General features: G+C 61.8%; 26 protein-coding genes and 3 tRNA genes. 12 read left to right on the forward strand and 17 right to left on the reverse strand.

Features of this window, described 5'->3' with window-relative positions; translation table 11 throughout:
• Positions 1-11: 11 nt before the first annotated feature.
• From WG899_RS14345 to WG899_RS14375, 7 genes are all read right to left on the reverse strand, one after another.
• The gene (locus WG899_RS14345; protein ID WP_339596335.1) at positions 12-878 is read right to left on the reverse strand and encodes a LytR/AlgR family response regulator transcription factor; all 867 of its coding nucleotides are present in this window, start codon (positions 876-878) and stop codon (positions 12-14) included.
• Positions 875-2,014, reverse strand: a complete 1,140-nt coding sequence (locus WG899_RS14350) for a sensor histidine kinase (RefSeq protein WP_339596336.1) — start codon at positions 2,012-2,014, stop codon at positions 875-877. Before WG899_RS14350 ends, WG899_RS14345 begins: the two co-directional genes overlap by 4 nt.
• A gap of 134 nt (positions 2,015-2,148) precedes the next feature.
• The gene (locus WG899_RS14355; protein WP_339596337.1) at positions 2,149-2,397 is read right to left on the reverse strand and encodes a hypothetical protein; all 249 of its coding nucleotides are present in this window, start codon (positions 2,395-2,397) and stop codon (positions 2,149-2,151) included.
• Between the two features lie 227 nt (positions 2,398-2,624).
• Positions 2,625-2,712 (reverse strand) — tRNA-Ser (locus WG899_RS14360).
• A gap of 79 nt (positions 2,713-2,791) precedes the next feature.
• Entirely contained in the window at positions 2,792-4,087 is a 1,296-nt protein-coding gene (serS, locus tag WG899_RS14365) for a serine--tRNA ligase (protein WP_339596338.1), read from the reverse strand.
• Positions 4,088-4,178: 91 nt separating this feature from the next.
• Entirely contained in the window at positions 4,179-5,144 is a 966-nt protein-coding gene (gene ispH / locus WG899_RS14370; RefSeq protein WP_339596339.1) for a 4-hydroxy-3-methylbut-2-enyl diphosphate reductase, read from the reverse strand.
• Positions 5,145-5,157: 13 nt separating this feature from the next.
• Positions 5,158-5,601, reverse strand: a complete 444-nt coding sequence (locus WG899_RS14375; protein WP_339596340.1) for an FKBP-type peptidyl-prolyl cis-trans isomerase — start codon at positions 5,599-5,601, stop codon at positions 5,158-5,160.
• 139 nt (positions 5,602-5,740) lie between these two features.
• On the opposite strand from WG899_RS14375, the gene radC reads away from it, so the two are divergent.
• From radC to WG899_RS14390, 3 genes are all read left to right on the forward strand, one after another.
• Positions 5,741-6,415, forward strand: a complete 675-nt coding sequence (gene radC / locus WG899_RS14380) for a RadC family protein (protein WP_339596341.1) — start codon at positions 5,741-5,743, stop codon at positions 6,413-6,415.
• Positions 6,412-7,092, forward strand: coding sequence for a Smr/MutS family protein (locus tag WG899_RS14385; RefSeq protein WP_339596342.1), 681 nt, complete (start codon positions 6,412-6,414; stop codon positions 7,090-7,092). Before radC ends, WG899_RS14385 begins: the two co-directional genes overlap by 4 nt.
• A gap of 95 nt (positions 7,093-7,187) precedes the next feature.
• A complete protein-coding gene (locus WG899_RS14390; RefSeq protein WP_339596456.1) occupies positions 7,188-7,550 on the forward strand; it encodes a group II truncated hemoglobin in 363 nt (120 codons plus the stop codon).
• Between the two features lie 83 nt (positions 7,551-7,633).
• On the opposite strand, the gene WG899_RS14395 is transcribed toward WG899_RS14390, so the two are convergent.
• Both WG899_RS14395 and WG899_RS14400 read right to left on the reverse strand, forming a co-directional pair.
• On the reverse strand, positions 7,634-8,467 hold the full coding sequence (locus WG899_RS14395) for a MinD/ParA family protein (RefSeq protein WP_444718854.1): 834 nt from the start codon (positions 8,465-8,467) through the stop codon (positions 7,634-7,636).
• Positions 8,464-9,159, reverse strand: coding sequence for a GGDEF domain-containing protein (locus WG899_RS14400; RefSeq protein WP_339596343.1), 696 nt, complete (start codon positions 9,157-9,159; stop codon positions 8,464-8,466). The genes WG899_RS14395 and WG899_RS14400 overlap by 4 nt, the downstream gene beginning before the upstream one ends.
• Before the next feature lie 213 nt (positions 9,160-9,372).
• On the opposite strand from WG899_RS14400, the gene WG899_RS14405 reads away from it, so the two are divergent.
• The 4 genes from WG899_RS14405 to WG899_RS14420 all read left to right on the forward strand — a co-directional run bounded on the left by WG899_RS14405 (position 9,373) and on the right by WG899_RS14420 (position 14,049).
• On the forward strand, positions 9,373-10,224 hold the full coding sequence (locus WG899_RS14405; protein WP_339596344.1) for a CheR family methyltransferase: 852 nt from the start codon (positions 9,373-9,375) through the stop codon (positions 10,222-10,224).
• A gap of 58 nt (positions 10,225-10,282) precedes the next feature.
• On the forward strand, positions 10,283-10,957 hold the full coding sequence (gene cheD, locus WG899_RS14410) for a chemoreceptor glutamine deamidase CheD (protein WP_339596345.1): 675 nt from the start codon (positions 10,283-10,285) through the stop codon (positions 10,955-10,957).
• Between the two features lie 25 nt (positions 10,958-10,982).
• Positions 10,983-12,098: a protein-glutamate methylesterase/protein-glutamine glutaminase gene (locus tag WG899_RS14415; protein WP_339596346.1), complete on the forward strand. Its 1,116-nt coding sequence runs from the start codon at positions 10,983-10,985 to the stop codon at positions 12,096-12,098.
• A gap of 139 nt (positions 12,099-12,237) precedes the next feature.
• Positions 12,238-14,049: an EAL domain-containing protein gene (locus WG899_RS14420; RefSeq protein ID WP_339596347.1), complete on the forward strand. Its 1,812-nt coding sequence runs from the start codon at positions 12,238-12,240 to the stop codon at positions 14,047-14,049.
• Between the two features lie 36 nt (positions 14,050-14,085).
• Here WG899_RS14420 and hemW read toward each other — a convergent pair whose 3' ends face one another.
• Genes hemW through WG899_RS14445 form a run of 5 tightly spaced genes read right to left on the reverse strand, consistent with a single transcriptional unit; the run spans position 14,086 to position 18,577 of the window.
• The gene (gene hemW, locus WG899_RS14425; RefSeq protein ID WP_339596458.1) at positions 14,086-15,288 is read right to left on the reverse strand and encodes a radical SAM family heme chaperone HemW; all 1,203 of its coding nucleotides are present in this window, start codon (positions 15,286-15,288) and stop codon (positions 14,086-14,088) included.
• Positions 15,289-15,298: 10 nt separating this feature from the next.
• Entirely contained in the window at positions 15,299-15,913 is a 615-nt protein-coding gene (gene rdgB / locus WG899_RS14430) for an RdgB/HAM1 family non-canonical purine NTP pyrophosphatase (RefSeq protein ID WP_339596459.1), read from the reverse strand.
• Between the two features lie 5 nt (positions 15,914-15,918).
• Positions 15,919-16,650, reverse strand: a complete 732-nt coding sequence (rph, locus tag WG899_RS14435) for a ribonuclease PH (protein ID WP_339596348.1) — start codon at positions 16,648-16,650, stop codon at positions 15,919-15,921.
• A 17-nt stretch (positions 16,651-16,667) separates the two neighbouring features.
• Positions 16,668-17,612 carry a PP2C family protein-serine/threonine phosphatase gene (locus WG899_RS14440; protein WP_339596349.1) on the reverse strand — a complete coding sequence of 315 codons (945 nt, stop codon included), beginning with the start codon at positions 17,610-17,612 and terminating at the stop codon, positions 16,668-16,670.
• The gene (locus tag WG899_RS14445; RefSeq protein ID WP_339596350.1) at positions 17,609-18,577 is read right to left on the reverse strand and encodes a serine/threonine protein kinase; all 969 of its coding nucleotides are present in this window, start codon (positions 18,575-18,577) and stop codon (positions 17,609-17,611) included. The genes WG899_RS14440 and WG899_RS14445 overlap by 4 nt, the downstream gene beginning before the upstream one ends.
• Before the next feature lie 31 nt (positions 18,578-18,608).
• Between WG899_RS14445 and WG899_RS14450 the strand changes: the two genes are divergently transcribed.
• From WG899_RS14450 to WG899_RS14465, 4 genes are all read left to right on the forward strand, one after another.
• Positions 18,609-19,535: a YicC/YloC family endoribonuclease gene (locus tag WG899_RS14450; protein WP_339596351.1), complete on the forward strand. Its 927-nt coding sequence runs from the start codon at positions 18,609-18,611 to the stop codon at positions 19,533-19,535.
• 43 nt (positions 19,536-19,578) lie between these two features.
• Positions 19,579-20,199, forward strand: coding sequence for a guanylate kinase (gene gmk, locus WG899_RS14455; protein WP_339596352.1), 621 nt, complete (start codon positions 19,579-19,581; stop codon positions 20,197-20,199).
• Positions 20,200-20,245: 46 nt separating this feature from the next.
• A complete protein-coding gene (gene rpoZ / locus WG899_RS14460) occupies positions 20,246-20,449 on the forward strand; it encodes a DNA-directed RNA polymerase subunit omega (protein WP_124452325.1) in 204 nt (67 codons plus the stop codon).
• 111 nt (positions 20,450-20,560) lie between these two features.
• Positions 20,561-22,840: a RelA/SpoT family protein gene (locus WG899_RS14465; protein ID WP_339596353.1), complete on the forward strand. Its 2,280-nt coding sequence runs from the start codon at positions 20,561-20,563 to the stop codon at positions 22,838-22,840.
• A gap of 46 nt (positions 22,841-22,886) precedes the next feature.
• Here the strand turns inward: WG899_RS14465 and greB are convergent, their stop codons facing one another.
• Complete coding sequence (gene greB, locus WG899_RS14470; RefSeq protein WP_339596354.1) at positions 22,887-23,453, reverse strand: transcription elongation factor GreB; 567 nt, start codon at positions 23,451-23,453, stop codon at positions 22,887-22,889.
• A gap of 41 nt (positions 23,454-23,494) precedes the next feature.
• Here greB and WG899_RS14475 point away from each other — a divergent pair, with 41 nt between their 5' ends.
• A complete protein-coding gene (locus tag WG899_RS14475; protein WP_339596355.1) occupies positions 23,495-24,637 on the forward strand; it encodes a CaiB/BaiF CoA transferase family protein in 1,143 nt (380 codons plus the stop codon).
• 95 nt (positions 24,638-24,732) lie between these two features.
• Here WG899_RS14475 and WG899_RS14480 read toward each other — a convergent pair.
• Both WG899_RS14480 and WG899_RS14485 read right to left on the reverse strand, forming a co-directional pair.
• Positions 24,733-24,809 (reverse strand) — tRNA-Arg (locus WG899_RS14480).
• A gap of 191 nt (positions 24,810-25,000) precedes the next feature.
• Positions 25,001-25,077 (reverse strand) — tRNA-Arg (locus tag WG899_RS14485).
• Positions 25,078-25,089 lie beyond the last annotated feature (12 nt).

Consider the following 25,089-nt stretch of genomic DNA (forward strand, 5'->3'; position numbering starts at 1 on the left):
CGCTCACCTTGTCACATCTGTCGGAACAGGTGCAGATAGCTGCGACTGACTGGCAAGACCTCGCTGCGGCCTTTGAGGTGCACATCGGCCGTTTCATTCGGCCCGCGGGTGACATGGCTGATCGCACGCAGATTCACCACCACGGACCGGTGCACCTGCACAAAGCAAGCGGGGTCCATCTGCTCCAGCAAGTCTCGGATGGGCGTGCGTATCAATGCCTCACCCTCACTCCAGGCCACCAAGGTGTACTTTTCGTCGGACCGCAGATAAAGGATTTCCTCGACCGGGATCAGCTTCAACGCCGAACCGACCGAAGCACGAATCCATTGCAGGAAGGCTTTGGCCGGCGCCGTCGAAGCACTCGCCTCACTCGCCCCTGCCTGCACCTGCCCCATCCGCTCCAATAGCTTGCTCATGACGGCTTCCATGGCTTCATCCGCCATCCCGGACCCATGTAGCCGTCGATCGGTCAAGCGCGCTTTCAGTCGCTCCACCGTGTCGCTCAGTCGCGCTTCCTCCACCGGCTTGACCAAATAGTCCAGCGCACCTTGCTCAAAGGCTTGCACCGCGTACTGCTCATAGGCCGTGATAAAGACAATCTGCGCGCGGCGTGCCAGTTGGCGCCCGACCTCGATGCCGTTCAAGCCGGGCATGTGAATGTCCAAAAACACAATCTCTGGCTGCAGTTGATCGAACATTTCGAGCGCCTCGCGCCCGTTGCGGGCCTGGCCCAGCAAACGCAGTTCAGGCCAAGCCTGCGCCAAGGCTCGCGCCAGGCTGTCGCGCAGCAAGGGTTCGTCGTCGGCAATCATGGCAGTCGGCCCAGCACCCAGCGGCACCGCGCCGAGGTTCTTGGAAGAGATGAAATCGCTGCTCATGCTTGAAACCCAACTTCGGCACGAAGCCCATGGGGGAAATTCTCACTCAGGTCCAGCCGCGCCGAAGCCCCGTAAAACACTTTCAGGCGCTCGCGCAAATTACGCAAACCCGTCCCTGCGCCGGAACTTTGCGTCAAGCCGACACCGCTGTCACTGACCCAGACGCGCACCGATTGCAGGTCGCCAGCGGCCGCTTCAGCAGCAGCGGCCACCTCGATGCGGCCGCCTTCTTCGCTCGGGTCGATGCCGTGGCGAACCGCGTTCTCCACCAGCGTCAGCAAGGCCATGGGCGGAAATCTCAAACGATGCAACTCCGTTGGCACATTGATATTGAATTCGAGCCGATCCGGCATGCGCAAATGCATCAACTCCAAATAGGCCCGCACCAGGCTGAGCTCATCGCCAAGGTTGGCCGCCTCATTCTGCAAACGCGGCATCGCCGCGCGCAGATAGGCAATCAGGCTGCGCAACACCGGCGCGGCCTGCGGTGAACCCGTCTCAACCAGCGCCCGAATATTGGCCAGGGTGTTGAATAAAAAATGTGGTTCGATCTGCGCCTGCAACAAGCGCAAGCGACCATCCAGTGCTTGCCGCTCCAACTCACTGCGCTCCAACTCAAAGCGCAAGGCCTCGCTGCGCGCCTCCGCATCGCGCTGCCGATACAGGGCCCCCATGGCCAGCAAGGGTGCCACCAGCAAACCTGAGCCCGCAATCCACATAAAACCCATGATGCGGTTCTGGCTGCGCAGCAATGACTCGATATCTCCACCCACGGCTATCAAATACACAACCAAAGTTGCCACCGGCACCGCCACCACCACGACGACCACCTGCAACAACCACCGCGCCATCCACTGAGGCAGACGGCGCGGCCACTGGCCAGCGGCCGAAAACGCCATCAAGCCGAGCAAGCCGACAAACAAGGTGCGACCCAACAGCACCGGCAAGGGCGTCGCAAAAATGGGGCTCAACAGCAGGGCCCCGAGTGTGGCCAGTCCCAAGGCCAGCACCAAGCGCTGCGGCGTCAGGTAGGCCACAAACCCTTCCCAAGCTTGCGCATGGCTCACTTCGGGCAAATGCGGTGACGGCGGTGACGGCGGCAAGGGAGCCGAAGAGGGAGCAATGACTTTATGCATGCGCACAGCGTAGCCGGCTCATGCATCGCCTCGCAAGGGCTCCCGCCCGACGGAGCGACGAGTCACGGTTTTTGAGCCTCGGATAACGAGGCGTCTCAAGCAAACAACTTCAGAACGAAGAGTGCGCGAATGGGCTACGCACGCGCACCGATTCTGCACATCACGACATCCCGCCCCGCATTCAAGGCGAACTGCAGCGCCTCTCGCGGCGTGGACCAGCAAAACCCGCCGGCCAAACTTTCATCCCGAAAAGCCTCTTGCCGCGGCAAGCCACCGCGCACGCGCATCACCACGACCGCGGCCACATAGCCATAGCTATTCAAGCGATCCATGGCGCCTGCATAAATCCGGTAGTCCCCAGTGTCGGCTTCATCAAAAAACATGGTCTGCTCCCGCGCAATCCACATAAACGCTGCGCAAGACCAACTGTCAAACAGATGCGAAACCAACGATACCCCCCCTGATTGGGGCCTTTCGGCACCCAGGCAGATCGATCACTCCCTTGGGCTGGGCACGGCAGCCTCCCTACCACCTCATGCACACCGCGGAGACCAAGCCAGCCACGAAAGCAAAAAGCCCGCTAAGCGTGAGCCTAGCGGGCTTTGAGTTTTGGAGGAGAGGGGGGGATTCGAACCCCCGAGACGTTTCCGTCCGCCTGATTTCGAGTCAGGTACATTCAACCACTCTGCCACCTCTCCGAATTTCGGTGCTCGCCGTGGTGTTAGCGAGTAAGCCCACTAGTATAGCGGACTTTTCTCACTTTCATAGATTTTTGCGTCAGGCTTGCAAAATTTCTTGGCCGCCCAGGTAAGGACGTAAGACCGTGGGCACGGTGATGCTGCCGTCGGCGTTTTGATAGTTTTCCAACACCGCCACCAAGGTACGACCAACGGCCAGGCCCGAACCATTCAGCGTGTGCACCAATTCGTTTTTACCCTGCGCGCTCTTGAAGCGAGCTTGCATTCGGCGCGCCTGGAAGGCCCCCATGTTCGAGCAAGAGCTGATTTCACGGTAGGTGTTCTGCGCCGGCACCCAGACCTCCAGGTCATAGGTCTTGATGGCACCAAAGCCCATATCGCCGGTGCACAGCAGCACGGTCCGATAAGGCAGCTCCAGCTTTTGCAGGATGGCCTCGGCGTGCAGCGTCATTTCCTCGAGCGCCGCCATGCTGTGCTCGGGCTGCTCGATACGCACCATCTCGACTTTGTCGAACTGGTGCTGGCGGATCAGGCCGCGGGTGTCGCGCCCGGCACTGCCCGCTTCCGAGCGGAAGCAAGGGCTGTGAGCGGTCAGCTTGATAGGCAGATCGGCCACATCCAAGACCTGCTCGCGCACGGTGTTGGTCAGCGAGATCTCCGAGGTCGAGATCAAATACTGCTCTTGCGCTTGGTCATCACCGCCGCGCAGCACCCAGAACATGTCTTCCTTGAACTTGGGCAGCTGCCCCGTGCCTTCCAGCACTTCGCGATTGACGATGTAGGGCGTGTAGCACTCGGTGTAGCCATGCTCCTCGGTCTGGGTGTCAAGCATGAACTGCGCCAGTGCGCGGTGCAACCTGGCGACCTTGCCCTTCAGGAAGCTGAAACGCGAGCCGCTTAGCTTAGCGCCGGTTTCAAAGTCGAGGCCCAGCGCGGCGCCGACATCAACATGGTCACGCACCTCAAAGTCAAAGCTGCGTGGCGTGCCCCAGCGGCGCACCTCCACATTGCCCGACTCATCGCTGCCGACCGGCACGCTCGAATCCGGCAGATTGGGCACGCTCATCAGCATGGTGCTCAGTTCCACCTGGATTGCATCCAGACGCTCGGCGGCAGCCTTCAACTCGTCGCCAATGCCGCCCACTTCGGCCATCACGGCCGAGGCGTCTTCGCCCTTGCCCTTCAACATACCAATCTGCTTAGACAGGCTGTTACGGCGGCTCTGCAGCTCTTCGGTACGCATTTGCACGCCCTTGCGCTCGGTTTCCAGGGCGCTGTAGCGCGCCACATCGAGGAAGGCTTGCGGATTCTTGCGGGTATTCAGGCCCGCGACGACGGCGTCGAGGTCTTTGCGCAGCAGGGTGATATCTAACATTTGAGAGATCCTTGAAACTCGGTCGATTCTATGAAAGCAAAACGGCGCCCCGCTGATTCGCATGGGCGCCGCTCAAAGCGAAACGCCAGCGTCAAGATCGAGACGAGGCCAACTCGGCCATCGACTTGTCGCCCAAGCCCATTGGCAGCGGGAAGCGCACATGCTCTTCCACACCCGGCAGGCTGCGCACGGTGGTGGCGCCCAATTCCCGCAGACGGTGAATGACAGCCTGCACCAACACATCCGGTGCCGAGGCACCAGCCGTCAGGCCGACGCGGGCGCGCCCGTCCAGCCACTCGGGCTGCAAATCATCGGCGGCATCCACCATATAGCCAGGGGTTCCCAAGCGCTCGGCCAACTCACGCAGGCGGTTGCTGTTGGAGCTGGTCGGGCTGCCCACCACGATCACCACGTCCACCTGCGGCGCCAAGACCTTGACCGCGTCTTGGCGGTTCTGGGTGGCGTAGCAAATGTCTTGCTTCTTCGGCTCACGCACTTGCGGGAAATGGGTTTTCACCGCCAGCAAGATTTCGGCCGCGTCGTCCACGCTCAGGGTGGTTTGCGTCACCACCGCCAAACGACTGGGGTCCTTGACGCGCACATGGGGCACGTCACCGGCCTCTTCAACCAGATAGATGCCTTCGCTCAACTGGCCCATCGTGCCTTCCACTTCGGGGTGACCCTTGTGGCCGATCATGATGAACTCATAGCCATCACGGTGCAGCTTGGCCACTTCTACATGCACCTTGGTGACCAAGGGGCAGGTGGCATCAAACACTTGAAAGCCACGCTCGGCCGCCTCGGCCCGCACCGCTTGGCTGACGCCATGTGCACTGAACACCAAGGTGGCACCGGGCGGCACTTCGGCCAAGTCTTCAATGAAGATGGCACCACGCGCCTTCAAGTCATTGACCACATAGGTGTTGTGAACGATTTCATGGCGCACATAGATCGGCGCGCCGAACTTGATCAGCGCACGCTCCACGATCTCGATGGCGCGGTCCACGCCGGCGCAAAAACCACGCGGTTCGGCCAACAAAACTTCCTGGGTTTGCATATCGGCACTCATCTCAAATCACCCCAATCACATGCACTTCAAAGCTGACCGGCTGGCCAGCGAGCGGGTGGTTGAAGTCAAACAGCATCCAGTCCTCGCCCAGTTCACGCACGGTGCCGGTGAAGTTGCCTTGACCGTCCGGCGTTGGGAATTGCACCACGTCGCCCACGACGTAACGCTCATCGGGGTCGCCAAACTCATGCAGCAGGCTGTTTTTGACGCGCTGCAGCATCTCCGGGTTGTGCGGACCAAAGGCCTCGCCCGGCGCCAACTCGATTTGGGTGCGCACCCCCTCTTCCAAGCCGATCAAACGCGCCTCGATCGCCGGCGACAGTTGGCCGCTACCGAGCGACAGCGTGGCCGGCTTCTCGTTGAAGGTGTTGATGACATCGCTGCCATCCGGGCCGGCTAGACGGTAATGCAAGGTCAGAAAGGAACCGGCTTGAATGAGATTCATGGGGACAATATTGGCTAGACTGCCGGGATTTTAGGGCCTTGCTGCCCCGCTCTCTTGATTGCCCTGCTTGCGCAACACCATTGCATCGCCAATGCTTCCCCTGCCCCGTTCCCGCGCCGATTGCCTCAGCACCTCCGCCATGCCTCTGACCCACCTGCCTCCCGACGCTCGCCCGCGCGAAAAGCTGCTGGCGCGCGGGCCGCAAGCCTTGGCCGACGCCGAGTTGCTGGCACTGCTGCTGCGCACCGGCATCCAGGGCACGCCGGTGTTGCAATTGGCGCAAAACCTGCTGGACCAATTTGACGGTTGGCACGGGCTGCTGCACGCCAGCGTGCCCGATCTGGCCCGCGTCAAGGGCCTGGGCCCGGCCAAGCGCGCCGAGATCGCGGCCGTGCTAGAGATAGCGCGCCGCTCACTGCTGCAAGAATTGGCCCAGCGGCCGGTTTTTGACTCCCCCGAGACGGTCAAACAGTTCATTCGGCTCAAATTGACCGGGCTGCCGCACGAGGTCTTTGCCGTGATGTTTCTCGATGCCCAGCACCGCCTGATTGCGATGGAAGAGATGTTTAGAGGCACCCTGACGCAGACCTCGGTCTACCCACGCGAGGTCATCAAGCGGGGGCTCGAACTGGGCGCGGCCGCGGTCATCCTGGCCCACAACCACCCGTCCGGCGTGGCCGAACCCTCGCGCTCCGACGAGTTGCTGACCGAGGCACTCAGGGCCGCCTTGGCCTTGGTCGATATGCGGGTGCTCGACCATTTGGTGGTCGGCAGCGGCGAAGTCATCTCGCTGGCCGAGCGGGGGCTGATGTGAAGCACCGCACGCGTCCATCGCACAAGCCGCCCCACCTTGAGCCACTGCACAGCCTGCAAGACCTGAAACTGCTGCAGCGCGAACTGGCCCTACAGCGGCAATTGGCCGAAGCGGAACGTGAACGCCGGGCGGCCGCCGCCCGACTGGCTGAGCAAGAACGCCGGGTCTTCGAACTCAGCGTAGGTGCCGTCACGCCTTTACCCGACAAGCAACGAGTCCAGCACTCACCCTCACGGCCGCCGCCGGAGCCGCTGCAGCGCGAAGCCGACGAACGACAGGTGCTGCTGCAGGCTTTGTCGGACGACTTTGATGTCGAATCGCTGCTCGAGACCGATGACAGCCTGTCCTTTCGCCGCCCCGAGATCAGCCAAGAGGTGGTGCGTAAGCTGCGCCGTGGGCATTGGAGCTTGCAGGCGCAACTCGATCTGCATGGCCTGCGCCGCGATCAAGCGCGCGAGGCCTTGGGCAACTTCGTCCAAGACAGTGCCAAACGCGGCCTGCGCTGTGTCCGCGTGGTGCACGGCAAGGGCAATGGCTCACCAGGCCGCGAACCGGTGTTAAAGGCCCGGGTGCGGCGCTGGTTGGTGCAGAAACAGCAGGTGCTGGCCTTTGTGCAAGCGCGTGCAAGCGATGGTGGCACCGGTGCCCTGATGGTCTTGCTGCAGCAAGTCGATTGACAAGGCGGGACAATCCGCCCATGCAAGAAGACTCCCACTCCCCCGCCGACAGCGACGCCGACAGCGCCAAAGTCAGCGTCACCACCTTGTTTGACATGCTTGGCGGCGAAGCCGGTATCCGCGAATTGGTCGACCAGTTCTATGACCGTATGGATTTGGAACCCGGCTACGCCCTGCTGCGATCGCTGCATCCCAGTACGCTGGACGAATCACGCAACAAACTGCACTGGTTCCTGTGCGGCTGGAGCGGCGGCCCGGATCTGTACATCGAACGCTTCGGTCACCCACGTTTGCGGGCCCGCCACCTGCCCTATTCGATTGGCATTGCGGAACGTGATCAGTGGATGGCCTGCATGATCGAGGCCATGCAGGCATGCGCGCTGCCCGAGCCCTTGCAACAGCGCCTGGCCGAGTCCTTCCACGGCACCGCCGACTGGATGCGCAACCGCGGCGCTTGAATTGCGGGGCGAGCCAAGCGCTTGCTTGCCAGGCTACTGAGCGGCCCTGGCGACCCGAGCGCTAGGCCGCCCAGCAGGCTTGCTCAGCCCAGCAATTTGTTCGCCAGGGCTTTGATGGCCTGCGCGGCGTCGCTACCGGGGTAATGCTCCAGCAGCAGCTGGCGCTTCAGTACGGCCTGGCGCACCGATTGGTCGTTTTTGACCTCGCCCAGCAAATCCAGCTTGAAGGTCTGCCCGGGCTTGGAACCCACAAAGCGCTGCAAGACTTGTTGCAACTGCCCACAAATCAGCTTGCCTTCGCCGACCCGGTTCGCCTGATTGACCAACAAGCCCACCTCACGGCGACCTTGCTGGGTGGCCAGCACCTTGATGGTGGCGTAAGCGTCGGTCAAGGACGTGGGCTCGGGCGTAGCGACCACCAAGACATCGGTGGCCAATGAAATCGCAAACAGCACGACATCTGAAATGCCGGCGCCGGTGTCCAACAGCACCCAGTCAAAACGCGGTTTGACAAGGTCAACAATGTGCAAGAGCTTGTCGCGCACATCGGGCGTTAGGCGGGAATACTCGACCATCCCCGAGCCGGCCAGTAGCACCGAAAAACCACCCGGTGCCGGCAAAATGGCCTGCTCCAGCGTTGCCTTCTCGGTAAACACATCGTGCAGGGTCAGCTTAGGGTGCAGGTTCAGCACCACGTCCAAATTAGCCAAGCCCAAGTCGGCATCGAGCACCAACACTTTTTGCCCGCGCGCTGCCAGCGCCGCAGCCAAGTTGGCAGTCACAAAGGTTTTGCCCACGCCGCCTTTGCCGCTGGTCACCGCCAAGGTGCGGGCGCCGCCGCGTGCAGCCAAGGGCCGGGACATGGCCTGCGCTTGTGGCGCAGCGCCCGATGCAGCAGGATCAGATGTCGTACTCATTCACTTTCCTGTTGCGTTACAGCAAACAACATGCCTTTTTCCTCGGCACTGACCAAGGAATCCACCTGCGACTCCAGGCAGGCGCGGTTGCGCCCTTCGGCCTTGGCCCGGTAGAGCTGGCGATCGGCTCGCTCCATCCACAGCAGCGAGGACGATCGGACCCACTGGGGCGCAAAAGCACCGCCCAGGCTGATCGTGACCGCCAAAATCTGGCCCGAGGCCACTTCAATACGCAATTCAGAAACTCGCTCGCGCAAACGCTCGGCCACCATGGTGCCGAAGCTGGCTGCACATTTGGGCAGCACGATGGCGAACTCTTCACCACCGACGCGTGCCACCGTATCCATCGGCCGCACCACCTGATTCATGGCGCCTGCGACCGCCTGAATCACCAAATCTCCAGCGGCATGACCATAGGTGTCGTTGACGGCCTTGAAGTGGTCAATGTCGACCGTCAACAACAAGGCCGACTCGCCCGAGCGAGCGACCCTGTCGACCTCACGGGACAAGGCCATCTCGAAGCTGCGGCGATTCACCAGGCCGGTCAAGGCGTCCTTGCTGGAGAGGTCGCACAGCGCGTCAATGACGCCCTGCATCCAAGCTTCGCCATAGGGTTCGGACTCAGGCAGCAAGGCACCGGCCTGCTGCAAAAGCTGCAGGGCCAGGTCGAGCCGCAATCGGCGGGCGTCCATCAGAACGGGTTGAGGGCTTGATTCCAAGATAGTCCAAGGCAAGTACGAGCTCAGTCTAGCAGCGGGGGCCTAACAGGCAGGACACAAACAAGACCGCATTGCCGGCCTTGTTTGCTCTATGCTGGAGGCGGTTCACGGACCACACTTGACGCCGATGCAAAATCAGATCCCGGCCTGCTCGCGGTGCCCGGGGCAATTAACCGAGCTCATCACATGCCCGCTGTACCAAGCGCCTCAGGCGCAGAAGCCATAGATCACGAGTTCAGCTTCAGCCGTGCCGACTTCGATCGCGTGCGTGAACTGATCTACAAGCATGCCGGCATCAGCCTGCATGATGGCAAGCACGCCATGGTCTACAGCCGCCTCTCCAGGCGTCTGCGCGACACCGGTCATAAATCCTTCGCCGCCTACCTGCAATGGCTGGAAAACGTCACCGGCCCGCAGGGCACCCAAGAGTGGCAGGAGTTCGTCAATTGCCTGACGACCAATCTGACTTCTTTCTTCCGCGAAGAGCACCATTTCCACGCCCTGGCCGATGACCTCAAGCCGCTGTCCGGCAAGCCGGTACGGATCTGGTGCTGCGCTGCCTCCACCGGTGAGGAGCCTTATTCGATCGCCATCACCTGCAGCGAAGCCCTGGGCAGCAATGCGCAGGTGCAGATCACGGCCAGCGACATCGACACCAATGTGCTGAACACCGCCAAACGCGGCGTCTACAACGCCGACGCGCGCGGACTCGACCAAACCCGCTTGCGCAACTTCTTCATGCGCGGCACTGGCTCCAATTCGGGCCGCATCCGCGTCAAGCCGGAGCTGCAGCGCTGGATTGACTTCCGTTCGCTGAATTTGATGGACGCACAGTGGTCGCTGGGGGATCCCTTCCATCTGGTGTTCTGCCGCAATGTCATGATCTATTTCGACGCCCCAACACAGCGCAAGGTCTTGGAGCGCATCCACAAGGTGATGCGGCCGCACGGCCTGTTGTTTGTCGGCCATTCGGAGAACTTCACCGAGTCGCGCGATCTGTTCCGCCTGCGCGGCAAGACCATTTACGAGCGCGTGTGAGCAAGAGCCTCCAACACCCTGCCCCTCAAGTCCAACAAATAGCGGCCGATACAAAAATATGAGCACCCCAACCGCCTCCACTGGCGCCAGCTCCGGCGTGTTGTACTCAAGCGGCGCGGGCGCGACTCGCGTTGCCCAATTAAAGGCGATGCCGCGCAAGAATGGCGAAGCCTCGTTCTTCTTCTACGACGCCCATTTCAAGAATGCGGCGGTCAAGATCCTGCCCGGCGAATACTTTGTCGACAACGAAGACATTCTGGTCATGACCACGCTGGGCTCCTGCATTGCCGCCTGCCTGTGGGACCGGCATGCCCAGATCGGCGGCATGAACCATTTCATGCTGCCCGAAGGCAGTGGCGACTCGGGCCGCTATGGCTCCTTCGCGATGGAATTGCTGATCAACGAGATGATGAAGCGCGGCGCTTCCAAAAGCCGCATGGAAGCCAAGATCTTTGGTGGTGGCGCCGTGATTGCCGGCATGAACACCATCAATGTGGGCGAGCGCAATACCAATTTCGTCATCGACTACCTGAAGACCGAACGCATTCCGATCGTCTCCAAGGATGTGATGGACATCTACCCTCGCAAGGTTTGCTTCCTGCCACACAGCGGCAAGGCCATGGTCAAACGCCTGGCCCCGACCAACACCGACGCATTGGTGCAACAAGACCGCGCCGCGGCACAGAAGGCTCAACCGGTCGTCGCCACAGGCGGCTCCGTCGACCTGTTCTGAGCACCCGTTAGGAGAAGTAAAAAACATGGCCAAAATCAAAGTCGTGGTGGTGGATGACTCGGCGCTGGTGCGCAGCATCCTGAGCGAAATCATCAACCGCCAGACCGATATGGAATGCATCGGCGCCGCTGCCGACCCGCTGTTGGCGCGCGAGATGATCCGCAACCTGAATCCAGATGTGATCACGCTTGACATCGAGATGCCCAAGATGGACGGGCTGGACTTTCTTTCGCGCTTGATGCGCCTGCGCCCAATGCCGGTGGTGATGGTGTCCACGCTGACCGAACGCGGCGCCGAAGTCACGCTGAAGGCCCTGGAATTGGGCGCGGTTGACTTTGTCGCCAAGCCCAAGATCGGCGTGGCCGATGGCATCCGGCTGCTGGCCGATGACATCACCGACAAGATCCGCATTGCCTCCAAAGCGCATATCCGGCGCAGCCACGCAGCACTGCCGGCCAGCCCCACCGGCGCGGCGGCCCATGCCAGCTCCGCTCCCCCGGCACCGGCCAAGCCGGTGACGATGGCCAGCCTGGGTCGGCTGTCAACCGAAAAGATCATCTTCATCGGCGCCTCCACCGGCGGGACCGAGGCCACCAAAGATGTGCTGGTCAATCTGCCAGCCGACTGCCCGGCCGTGGTCATCACGCAGCACATGCCACCCGGTTTCACCAAGAGCTATGCGGCACGACTCGACGGCCTGTGCCGCATCCGCGTCAAGGAAGCCCAAGACGGCGAGCGCATCTTGCCCGGTCACGGCTATATCGCGCCCGGCGGCTTTCATCTCAGCGTTGAGCGCTCGGGCGCCAACTACATCGCCCGCGTGCAAGATGGCGAACCGGTGAATCGTCACAAGCCCTCGGTCGAGGTGTTGTTCAACTCGGCGGCCCGCGTGGTTGGTCAGAACGCCCTGGGCATCATGCTGACCGGCATGGGTGCCGATGGCGCCAAGGCCATGAAGGTGATGAAGGACGCAGGCTCCTACAACTTCGTCCAAGACGAGGCCAGTTGCGTCGTCTTTGGCATGCCGCGCGAAGCGATCGCTGCCGGCGCGGCCGACGAGGTGCTGCCGTTGTCGCAGATCGCGACTCGCTTGATTGAGCGTCTGCGCAGCACCGCGGGCATCTCCGTCAACCGGGTTTAAGTCAGGGATTCACCACGGCCGCCTCGGCGGCCTGCTTGGCCAAGGCTGGAAACGCGGCATTACTCACGAAAGCACAGCTTTCGGTAAAGCTTCCTCGGCCCGTCGTAGCCCTGTCACCTTCGACAGGCAGCATGGGCGCATGACGACCACCGCCCTTCCCGACCGCCAGGCTGAGCACAGCCGGCGCCTTGAACACCCGCTGACGCTGAGTGTTCAAACCCTGATCAACGAAGACCTGCTCACCACCTTGCTGCAGCCCATCGTTCGGCTGGACTGCGGCCTGATCTATGGTCACGAGGCCTTGGTGCGGGGCCCTGCCGGCAGTTCACTCGAATTCCCTGACGCCTTGTTCGCCGCCGGTCGCCGCGAAGGCCTGACGGTCGAGTTGGAAGTGTGTTGCGCCAAGCAAGCCCTGAAGGATTGGAGCCGCCGCAAATTGCCCGGCAAGCTGCTGATCAATATGAGCGCCACCGCGCTCGCGCGCGCCGTCGCCCAAGACGCGGGCCGAGACAGCCTGTTTGTCTGCGAGCATTTCGGCGTCAAGCCCGGCAGCATCATGATCGAGCTGACCGAGCACGAGCGCGTCACCGATATTGAAAGCCTGCGCCGCGCCATCACCAGCTTGCGCAGGCAAGGGGTCGGTATCGCGCTGGACGATTTTGGCGACGGCCGCTCCTCGCTGCGCCTGTGGTCGGAGATTCAGCCCGACGTGGTCAAGATCGACAAGTACTTCACCCATGACCTGCCCGCGCATGCCGAAAAGCTACAGACCTTTCGGGCCTTGTTGCAATTGGCCGAGACCTTTGGTGCTCAGCTGGTGGCCGAGGGCATTGAGAGCCCCGAGGAAATGCGCGTGCTGCGCGACCTGGGCGTGGCCTTTGGACAAGGCTGGTTGATCGGCCGCCCCTCGTCCGAAGGTGCCCAAGAGGCCTTGGTGGCCGCCCGCGAGGTGCTGGCCAGCAGCGATATCGCCGTGCTGCCCGAACTGCGTCGCGCCTCCAGCAACGGTGTCACCGCCGAACGCCTGATGGTTGAGGCCATCACCGTGCACGAGGACACCACGCATGAGCAGCTATTCCGGCTCTTCAACCAGCATGAGCAACTGCACGCCATCGCGGTGCTGAACGCCGCGCAGCAGCCGGTCGCGCTGGTCGACCGCAGCCAGTTCATCAACCGATGGGCCAAGCCATTTTTCAATGACCTATATGGCCGCCACGCCTGCACGCTGTTCGCCAACCCGACACCCTTGATCGTCGATGCAGACACCGGCATCGAGGCCTTGACCACCGTACTGACCTCGGCCGATCAACGCTATTTGCGCGAGGGCTTCATCATCACCCGCGACGGCCGCTACCTGGGCCTGGGCACCGGCGAGCAACTGGTGCGCTCGGTCACCGAGGCGCGCATCGAAGCGGCCCGGCACGCCAACCCCTTGACCTTTTTACCCGGCAATATTCCGATCAGCCAACACATCGGTCGCCTGCTGACCAGTGGCCGCGAGTTCGTGGCCGCCTATGCGGACCTGAACCACTTCAAGCCCTTCAACGACGAGTATGGCTATTGGCGCGGCGACGAGATGATCCGCCTGGTGGCGCGCGTGGCCAGCAGTCACTGCGACAGCCAGCGCGACTTCCTCGGGCATGTGGGCGGCGACGACTTCGTCATGCTGTTCCAAAGCGATGATTGGGAGCAGCGCTGCGACCAGATCATCGAACGCTTCAACAGCCTGGCGCGCAATCTATTCGATGCGGCAGCACTGGAGGCCGGCGGCATCATGGCCGAAGACCGCCACGGCGATCTGCGCTTTCACCCCTGCACCACGCTCAGCATTGGCGCCGTACGCGTGGCCCCCGGCATCTTGCACAGTGCTGAAGAGGTGGCCACTGCCGCCGCCACCGCCAAGCGTCATGCCAAGCACGAGCAACTCAGCGTCTATGTGATGGCGGCTTAAGCCTTGGCGGCAGCGCCGGGCTGCCGCCGCTCAAGCTCAGTCACTCAAGAACAGCGCCTGCAGGTCGTTGAGGAAATCAAAACCGCGCGGCGTGGCCGCGATGCGGCCGGGATCCAACTCCAACAGGCCGCGTGCACGCGCGAGCTCAAGCGCGCGCGCAATGCTGGACGGCGGCAAGCCGGTGCGTTCCAGAAATGACTGCAAGGGCACGCCTTCACGTAGGCGCAAGGCATTGAGCATGAACTCAAAGGGCAACTCGGCGCGCGAGACTTCGTTCTCATTCGAAACGGCCGCCCCCTCGCCCGCTTTGCTCATATAGGCGGCCGGCTCACGCCAGCGCACCTGACGCAACACCCGGTGCGGGAACGACAGCTTGCTGTGGGCGCCGGCCCCGATGCCCAAATAGTCACCGAACTGCCAGTAGTTCAGGTTGTGCGCACAGCGGTGCCCGGCCCGCGCGTAGGCCGATACCTCATAACGTTCCATCTGCAGACCACCGGTGCGCGCGGTGATCAGATCCAACATTTCGCTGGCCAGATCGGCGTCGGGCAGATTGCTCGGCGGTGCGCTTGCGAAGCGGGTGTTTGGCTCGATGGTCAGGTGATAGACCGACAGGTGCGGCGGATTGAATGCCAGCGCCGTGCTCAACTCCTGATCAAGTTCCGCCAGAGTCTGCCCCGGCAGCGCATACATCAAGTCGATATTGAAGGTCTCAAAAGCCTCGGCCGCCTCGGCAATCGCCGCCTTGGCCTGCTCGGCGCTATGGACGCGCCCGAGTGCCTTCAACTTGGCATCGTCAAAGCTCTGCACTCCGATGGACAGCCGCGTCACACCGGCCGCGCGAAAGCCCTTGAAGCGCTCGCGCTCAAAGGTACCGGGATTGGCTTCCAGCGTGATTTCGCAGCCGGCCTCGAGCGGCAGCCGCGCCCGCAAATCGGAGATCAGCTCGGCAATCTGCTCCGGCGCGAACAGGCTGGGCGTGCCGCCACCGATAAAAATGCTGACAACCGGCCGGCCCCAGATCAAGGGCAGTGCGGCCTCCAAGTCGGCACGCAAGGCGGCCAGATAGGCCCGCGCAGTATCCACTGGCAACTCGCGCACGGCGCCGTCGGCCTGGCCTCCGCGCCACTCATGGCTGTTGAAGTCGCAATACGGGCATTTGCGCAGGCACCAAGGCAGGTGCACATACAGCGACAGCGGTGGCAGCGCGGCCAACTGCAGAGTGCCCGGCCGCATCATATGCAGCACATCAGCCAAGATGCCAGACCTCACGCATTTGCCCGACCAAGTCGGCGGCAGCCAGCGCACGATGGCTCTGCGAATTCTTCTCCGCCGCAGTCAACTGCGCCACGCTGCGGCCCAATGCGGGAATGAACATCAGCGGGTCATAGCCAAACCCTGCCTCACCTTGCTGCGCAGGCAAGATCTGACCCTGCCAGCGGCCAATCGCAATCAAGGGCTCGGGATCGGACGCCGAACGCACCGCCACCAAGGAGCAAACGAAGCGCGCGCCGCGCTGCTCGGGGGCGGTGAACGGCGCCAACTGCTCAAGCAAAACGCGGTTGTTGTCGGCATCCGATTTGGGTTGCCCGAACAAGGTCGCATAGCGCGCCGACAGCACGCCAGGGGCACCGTTCAAGGCTTCCACGGCCAGGCCCGAGTCGTCCGCCAGCGCGGGCAGACCGCTCAGGCGCGCGGCATGGCGAGCCTTGGTCAGCGCATTCTCGACAAAACTATCAAACGGCTCTTCCGCCTCGGCAATGCCCAGCGAGCCTTGCGTCACCAACTCGATGCCGAGCGGCGCGAACAAGGCCTGCAACTCGGCCAGTTTTTTGGCGTTGTTGGACGCCAGCACCAGTTTCATCGTCATCAAAGCCCCAAGGCTGTCCGCTGCGCGGCCAGCAACTCACCAATGCCTTTTTCGGCCAGGTCCAGCAAGGCATTCATTTCCTTGCGGCTGAAGGCCTGACCTTCTGCCGTGCCTTGCAATTCGACAAAACCACCGCCGGCCGTCATCACCACATTCATATCGGTGTCGCAGGCCGAGTCTTCGGTGTACTCCAAGTCGAGCAAGGGTGTGCCATCGACGAGGCCGACCGAAATCGCCGCTACCGCATCAATGATCGGCGACTGGCTGATCTTGCCCTGCGCCAGCAACCAGGTCACCGCGTCATGGGCTGCCACGAACGCGCCGGTGATGGCCGCCGTACGCGTACCGCCATCGGCCTGAATCACATCGCAATCGAGTGCGATCGTGCGCTCGCCGAGCAACTTCAGGTCGAACACGCAGCGCAAGGACCTGCCAATCAGGCGTTGAATCTCCTGTGTGCGCCCGCTTTGCTTGCCGCGTGCGGCCTCGCGGTCACTGCGGGTATGGGTGGCGCGCGGCAGCATGCCGTACTCGGCCGTCACCCAGCCCTCGCCCGAACCACGTTTGTGCGGCGGCACTTTCTCTTCCACCGAGGCGGTACACAAGACCTTGGTGCCGCCAAACTCGATCAGCACCGAGCCCTCGGCGTGACGGGTGTATTGGCGGGTGATGGTGACGGCGCGCAAAGCGTCTGCACCACGACCGCTGGCGCGGATGTTTTCTACAGTCATTTCCGATACTTCTCTACTCAGGATTTCTTCTTGCCGGCAGGGTCGACGCGGCTATTGGCCAAGCGGATGGCCTCATTGATCTCACGCACCGAACGATCCATATCCTCTTCGTCCATTTCGACGCGTCGGCCGGCCGCGCCAAAGCGAGCTTGGATCGTTGAGGCGAAGCCCTGTTCATCTAAACCGAGAGTGGAGACGGACTCCGAAGCCGGGTCGGTCTCGGGATCTCCCCCGCCTTCCCACTCCACCGCCAGCACGGTCACGTTGTCGCAACGCACCCCGCCATTGCGCAGGGCCTGCTCGACCAACTCAGGGACCGCGTCCGATATCTGACGTGTCGCCAGTTGTTCGGTGATCTCATCATCCGGCACCGTGCCCCACAACCCATCCGAGCACAACAACAAACGATCGCCCGGCTCCAAAACCAGCGGGCCGCTGATGTCCACCATCGGCTTGCCCGGGCTGCCCAGGCAGGTGAACAGCACATTGCGATTGAAGGCGTCCGCGCCCTGCGGCGAACGGCCCAGCGCGGCCTGCAGCTCGATATAGGAATGATCGCGGGTGCGGGCAATCAACTTGCCGCCACGCACCAGGTACAGGCGCGAGTCACCGCAATGCGCCCAGAATGCATTGCGCCCCTGCAGCACACAGGCCACGATCGTGGTGCGCGGGGTGTCGGACATGTTTTTGTCGGCCGCGTAACGCAGCAACTGCTGCTGCGCGATCATGATGGCGTCCTGCAAATACTCGGCCGGGTTGGCGAGTGCCGGCTTGGCTTCCCGCTGAAACAGCGCCGCCAGCGTTTGCAAAGCCAGTTGCGCCGCGACCTCGCCCTCCGGATGCCCACCCATACCATCGGCCAGTGCAAACAAGCCAGCCTCGCGGGTGTAGCAATAACCCATGCGGTCTTCGTTCTTTTCACGCCCGCCACGCCGACTGACCTGGTAGGTGCTGAACCTCACGCCTTGGCTCCGGTCTTCAGATTTTCCAGTTGCAACTTCAGTCGTTCACTGAAACTCAGCTTGGTGTAGCGCCGCTCGGTCTCGCGCGCCAATTCTTTTTGCAAAGAGAACACGCTCTGCGGACGCGCCAAGGGGTCCAGCGACATGCACCACTCGGTCACTTCGATCATATTGTCGGAGTAGACATTGCGCAGCCGGGAAAGACTCAGCGCCAAGCGATCCTTCTCCAGCCGCTGCGGTGCGTCGTTAGGCGGATAGCCCTGCATGCAGGCATAGAGGCAAGCACCAATCGCGTAGATGTCGGTCCAGGGACCAAGCGAGCCATCGCGGCGGTACATCTCGGGCGCGGCAAAGCCGGGCGTGTACATCGGTCGGATGAAGTTGCCTTCCTTGCTCAAGACCTCGCGCGCGGCGCCAAAGTCCAGGAGCACCGCCTTGTTTTCATTGGTGATGAAGATATTGGCCGGCTTGATGTCCAGGTGCAGCATCTTGTGCTGATGCACGATGCGCAAGCCGCGCAAGATTTCGTCAAACAGGCTGCGGATGGTGGACTCGCGGAACACCTTGTCGCGCTTCATATCGCGCGCCGTGACAATGAAGTCCTGCAAGGTGTCACCCTGCAGATAGTTCATCACCATGTAGACGGTTTCGTTCTCGCGCAGGAAGTTCAACACCGACACCACGCTGGGGTGCGAGATCTGCGCCAGCGAACGCCCCTCCTCGAAGAAGCTCTTCAGGCCGAGTCGATAGAGGGGCTGCTTTTCCGGCTTGACGCGCGGCGTCAACTCCCCAGGCGATCGCTCAGCCAGGGACGAGGGCAGGTATTCCTTCAGGGCCACGAGGTGGTGTTCGGGATCTTCGGCGAGATAAACCACGCCGAAACCTCCAGCCGCCAGTCGTTTGATGATCTGGTAGCCCCCAACCACCGTGCCCGCTGGCAGAGGCGCCGGTTTTGGCTTTGACATAATCGAGTTTTATTTACACACCGGACGCTAGATGCCAGTCTACAGCATGACGGGATACGCCAGCGCCAGCTCGCAGCCCTCCGCCCCCAGTGAAAACACTGCCTCTTCCAATGCCAGCAGCCACGCCGGCGTCACGGTGGAATTGCGCTCGGTCAATGGCCGTTTCCTGGATCTCAGCCTGCGCATGCCGGAGGAATTACGCGGTCTCGAACCCGCCCTGCGCGAACTGCTGACCGCCAAGCTCAAGCGCGGCAAGGTCGAGATGCGCATCAATACCCAGCGCGACAGCGACGGCGCCTGGCCGCAACCCCAGGCAGATCAGCTGAACAAGCTGTCACGCCTGGAAAGCACCGTGCAGAGTTGGCTGCCGAAAGCGCAACCGCTCTCGGTACACGAGGCCCTGCAGTGGTGCAAAGGCGGCGGCTCAGCCACCGAGAAGCTCGATGAACCCGCACTGGAAGCGGCCCGCCAATGCGTCGCCGGCCTGCTGGAAGCGCGCGAGCGCGAAGGCGAAAAGCTGGTCGCCATCCTGATGGAACGTATCGCCCGCCTGCGCGAACTGGCGGACGCGGCCGAACCAATGCTGCCGGCCATCGTGCAACGGCAGCAACAACGGTTTCTGGAGCGCTGGCAGGAAGCGCTGGCCAGCACCGGCGCCACGCAAGCCATCCCGGAAGAAAACCTGCGTGAGCGCGCCCTCAACGAAGCGGCCGCCTACGCCATCCGCATCGACGTGGCCGAAGAGCTGGCACGTTTGCGTGCCCACCTGGAAGAAATCGCCCGCCTGTTGAAAAAAGGTGGCGAGATCGGCAAGCGTTTGGACTTCCTGATCCAGGAACTGCACCGCGAAGCCAATACGCTGGGCTCCAAAGCGGCAGCGCTTGAGCTGACCAATATCTCGGTGGAGATGAAGGTCGCCGTGGAGCAGTTGCGCGAGCAAGTGCAAAACATCGAATAAGCAGCGCATCAACCTCGAAAAAGAACCGACAGGCAGAGCAAGCATGGAATACCCAGGCAATCTTTTCGTCGTCTCGGCGCCCAGTGGCGCCGGCAAATCCAGCTTGGTCAAGGCCCTGCTGGAGTTGGACGCCAAACTGGACGTCTCGATCTCACACACCTCGCGCGCACCGCGCGGCCAGGAGCAACACGGCCGCGAATACTGGTTCACCAGTGATGAAGATTTCCGCGCCATGGCCGGGCGCGGCGAGTTCTTCGAGTGGGCCGAGGTACACGGTAATCTGTACGGCACGTCGCGCGCCGCCATCGAGGCGCGCATGGCGCATGGCGACGATGTGGTGTTGGAGATCGACTTCCAAGGCGCGCTGCAAATCAAGCAGCTGTTCCCCTACGCGGTGCTGGTCTTCATCCTGCCGCCAAGCTGGGAAGAGCTAGAGCAACGCCTGAAGCGCCGCGGCGACACCCAGGCCGAGGTGATTGCACGCCGCATGGCGACGGCTCGCATCGAGGTCGCGCAGGCGCAAAACTTCGACTTTGTGGTGGTTAACGCGGTTTTTGACACCGCAGTTTTCGACCTGAAGTCGATAGTGCATGCGCAGCGGTTAAAATACGCGGCTCAACGCAGGAATCGCTCCGCGGTATTCACGGCACTCAACCTTCCGTGAACCTCCTGCCCTGAAACAATTCTGAACACCTGTACTGGAACCCAAAATGGCCCGCATCACTGTTGAAGACTGCCTGACCAAGATCCCGAACCGCTTCCAGCTGGTGCTCGCTGCAACCTATCGCGCCCGCATGCTGAGCCAAGGCCACACGCCCAAGATCGAAAGCAAGAACAAGCCGGGCGTGACCGCCCTGCGCGAAATTGCTGCCGGCGAAGTGGGCATTGAAATGCTGCGCAAGGTGCCGGTCTGATCGAGATCGCCAAACGCTAAAGCGTCCTCAGCGGGCACCCTCGGGTGCCCGTTGTCGTTTTCCAAACCCTTTCGGCAGAGTCGCTGGCCGTTGATGCGTTAAATTAGGCCCATGGGTTTTCGATCATTTGCTGTCTCCCGCCTGCCGGCTGCTCTGAGTGGCCTGTCAGGCCTGCGCGCCACGCCCGAGCCGACCGAGGCCGAGGCGGCGTCTTTTGACGCCCTGGTCCATCGCCTCAGCTACCTACCCAAGGGCGACATCAAACGCATCCGCGAGGCCTACAAATTCGCCGATGAAGCCCATCTGGGCCAGTTCCGCGCCAGCGGCGAGCCCTACATCACGCACCCCATCGCCGTGGCCGGCATCTGCGCCGAATGGCGCCTGGATGCCCAGGCGATCATGGCCGCCCTGATGCACGACGCAATGGAAGACTGCGGCGTCACCAAGACCGAGCTGATCGAACGCTTCGAAGCCCCAACGGCCGAGTTGGTGGATGGTCTGACCAAGCTGGACAAGTTGCAGTTCTCCACGAAGGAGGAATCGCAGGCCGAATCGTTCCGCAAGATGCTGCTGGCAATGGCACGCGACGTGCGGGTCATCCTGATCAAACTGGCCGACCGTCTGCACAATATGCGCACGATGGAGGCGATGGCGCCCGCGAAGCGACGCCGCATCGCGCGTGAGACCCTGGACATTTATGCGCCGATCGCCCACCGTCTGGGCCTGAACCAAATCTACCGTGAGCTGCAGGATCTTTCCTTCCAGCACAACAACCCCTGGCGCCACGCCGCACTGACCAAGGCCATCACCAAGGCGCGCGGCAACCGCCGTGATCTGGTGTCACGCATCGAGCGCGACGTCCTGAAGGCGTTTGAAGACGCCTCTCACAAGGCCGAGATCCACGGGCGTGAAAAAACGCTCTACTCGATCTACAAGAAGATGAAGGACAAGCACCTGAGCTTTGCCCAGGTCAGCGATATCTTCGGCTTCCGCATCGTTGTGGCCGATCTGCCGCAGTGTTATTTGAGCCTGGGTGTGCTGCACCAGCTCTACAAACCGCAGCCCGGCCGTTTCAAGGATTACATCGCCATCCCGAAACCGAATGGCTACCAGTCGCTGCACACCACCCTGGTCAGCCCCTTAGGCACGCCGGTGGAGTTTCAGATTCGCACCGAGGCCATGCACTTGGTGGCCGAAAAAGGCGTGGCAGCACATTGGCTCTATAAAAACACCGGCAATAGCCAAGGCGCGCAAAGCGCGCAGCAAATGGGTTCACGCTGGCTGCAGTCCCTCATCGACATCCAGGACGAAACCCGCGATGCCAATGAGTTCCTCGAACACGTCAAGATTGACCTATTCCCGGACGCGGTCTACGTGTTCACGCCCAAGTCCAAGATCATGGCCCTGCCCAAGGGCGCCACGCCGGTGGACTTCGCCTATGCCATCCACTCCGATGTGGGCGACCATTGCGTGGCAGCACAAATCAACGGCGAACCAGTGCCCTTGCGCACCGAGCTGCGCAGTGGCGATGTGATCGAGATCGTCACGGCCGCCGGCGCACGACCCAATCCAGCCTGGCTGAGCTTTGTACGTACCGGCCGCGCCCGATCCAAGATCCGCCACTTCTTGAAGAACCTGGAGCAAGAAGAGTCGCGCGACCTGGGCGAGAAAATGCTCTCGCAAGCACTGCGTGCCGAAGGCCTGGCCCTGCCCAGCCTGCACGACGACGAAGCACATGCCGCTCAGCTGTGGCAACAACTCGCTCGCTGGGCCGGCAACCGACATGTCGACGAACTGCTGATCGAAATCGGCCTGGGTCGCAAGATTGCCTCTATCGTGGCCAAAAAGCTGGCGCGTATGTTGGCCGAACAGGGTCAGCGCCCCGATGCGGTGATGTTGAGCATGGGCCGTTTTGCGGCCGATGACGCTCCGGCCCAGGGTCAGGTCACGCTGGACGGCAGCGAAGGCGCTTCGGTGCGCTTGGCCAGCTGCTGCCGTCCAATCCCCGGTGATGAGATCAAGGGCTATCTGGGCCGCGGCGAAGGCCTGCTGGTCCACACGGCCGAGTGCGCGGTGGGGCGCCGCCTGTTCCAACGTGACAGCGAGCACTGGATCGCAGTCAGCTGGGCAGAAGAACTAAGCCGCCCTTTCGAGGCCGCCGTGTCCATCCTCTTGAACAACGGCAAGGGTGTGCTGGCTCAGGTGGCCGCCGCCGTCAGCGCAGCAGAAGCCGACATCACCCACATCGTGATGAACGACGAGTCGCAGCAACGCGAAACCGCAGAGATGAATCTGCTGCTGTCGGTGCGCGATCGCCTGCATCTGGCCGATGTCTTGCGCACGCTGAAGCGCTCGCCGGTCGTGCTGCGGGTCTGGCGCGTCAAGCCCTGACGAGCCGGATATAGGACCCAATACAAGTCCCAAATCAGGGCCCGATTTAGGCGGGCTTGGGCGCGGGGTAGTTGACCTCCAGCACCTCGATCTGTTCGATGCCACCCGGCGTCATCAATTGCAATTCATCGCCGACTCGCGACTTCAAAAGCACGCGGGCGATCGGTGCGATCCAAGACACCTCACCGGCCAAACTGTCCGATTCGTCAATGCCCTTGATAGTGATGGTGCGCTCATCTCCCTTGGCATTGCAGTAGGTGACCGTAGCCCCAAAAAAGACCTGCTCGCTGCCATGGTGCACGCTGGGATCAGCCACCTCAGCCAGGTCCAGTCGCTTACTCAGAAAACGCAAACGCCGGTCAATTTCGCGCAAACGCTTTTTGCCGTAGAGGTAGTCGCCGTTTTCCGAGCGGTCACCGTTCTTGGCGGCCCAAGAGACGATCTCGACGATCTTTGGCCGCTCCTCGTCCAGCAAGGTCATGAACTCCGCGCGCATATGGGCATAACCCGCCGGCGTCATGTAGTTGCGCGTGCCCTGCGGTAGCGCAGGAAGGCCGACCTCATCGTCATCGCCGTCCTGCTGCTCGTTTTCCTTGGTGAATGCCTTGCTCATGGCGTGTATTGTCACGCCAACAAAACCAGCTTCTAAAAACGATGCCCTCTTCGCCCAATTCCGGCCCCTTGCAAGGCTTGCGCGTGATTGAAATGGCGGGCATCGGCCCGGCGCCTTTTTGCGGCATGTTGCTGGCCGATATGGGCGCCGATGTGATCGTGATCGAACGGCCTGCGACCCTGCGCACGCTCCCCACCGGCGACGCAATGAACCGGGGCAAGCGCTCGGTCTGCCTGGATTTGAAACAACCTTCAGGCCTACAGGCCGCCACCCGTCTGATCAACAGCGCCAATGCGCTGATCGAAGGCTATCGCCCCGGCGTGATGGAACGCCTGGGCCTCGGCCCGGAGGCCTTCGAAGTGACTCATCCGCAACTGGTCTATGGCCGCGTCACCGGATGGGGCCAAAGCGGCCCACTGGCGCAAGCCGCCGGGCATGACATCAACTATGTTGCACTGACCGGAATTGCCTCGCTGTCGGCCCGCCCAGGGGCGGCGCCGACCCTGCCGGCCACGGTGATCGGCGATATGGCCGGCGGCGCCATGTTTTTGGCATTCGGATTGCTCTGCGCCATTTTGGAATCGCAGCGCTCTGGCCGGGGTCAAATTGTTGATGCAGCCATGATCGACGGCGTCGGTACGCTGAGTGCGTTGATTCACTCCATGCGCGGCAGTGGCATGTGGCACGCGCAGGACGAGCGCAACCTGTTCATGCACCAATCACCGTTTTACGACGCCTTTGAATGCGCCGAGGGCGGCTTCATCACGCTAGGCGCCATCGAGCCGCAGTTCTACCGTGAGTTGCTTCGCCTGCTAGGACTCGATGATGTGGACCCCAGCCAACAATTTGACAGCCACCAATGGCCCGCACTTCGCAGCCGAGTCGCCGAGCGCATTCGCACTCGCACGCGGGCGGAATGGGTGACCCGACTCGAAGGCAGCGACGCCTGCTTCGCGCCGGTCTTGGGCCTCAGCGAGGCCGCAGCGCACCCACATCAAGTGGCGCGCGGCAACTTCCATCAGGTGAACGGCCAACTCCAACCGGCCGCCTCACCACGTTTCTCCCGCAGCCAAGCCCGCCCGCCCCAAGCCGGCCCACTGGCGGGCAGCCACACACGCGAGATCTTGCTTGAATTGGGCATGGGTCAAGAAGCCATTGAACAGATTTGCCGATCCGGCAATTGAACCGAGTTCAAACTGATCTCATATTCGCCGCGCTGGGCCCAGAACGGAAAAAGGGCCAGTGATTTCTCACTGGCCCTTCTCTCTTTTTATTAGTTTGGTGCGGCTGGCAGGATTCGAACCCACGACCCCTTGGTTCGTAGCCAAGTACTCTATCCAACTGAGCTACAGCCGCTCCAAGCCCTCTACTATAGCATTGATTTTTAGGTCGCCGCAAGAGGTAAAACGATTTACTTCAAAAAGTTTCTTTCGAAACTTTCGCTTGATTTTCAATCAAACACCGAACCCTAATTTCAAGCCCGGATTTGAGATATTGAAAAAGGGTCAGCGAATTCTCACTGACCCTTGTTTCTATTCTTCTTGTTTTGGTGCGGCTGGCAGGATTCGAACCCACGACCCCTTGGTTCGTAGCCAAGTACTCTATCCAACTGAGCTACAGCCGCGAAGCCTTGCAC

The organism is Paucibacter hankyongi (assembly GCF_037482915.1).
GTDB lineage: Bacteria > Pseudomonadota > Gammaproteobacteria > Burkholderiales > Burkholderiaceae_C > Paucibacter_A > Paucibacter_A hankyongi.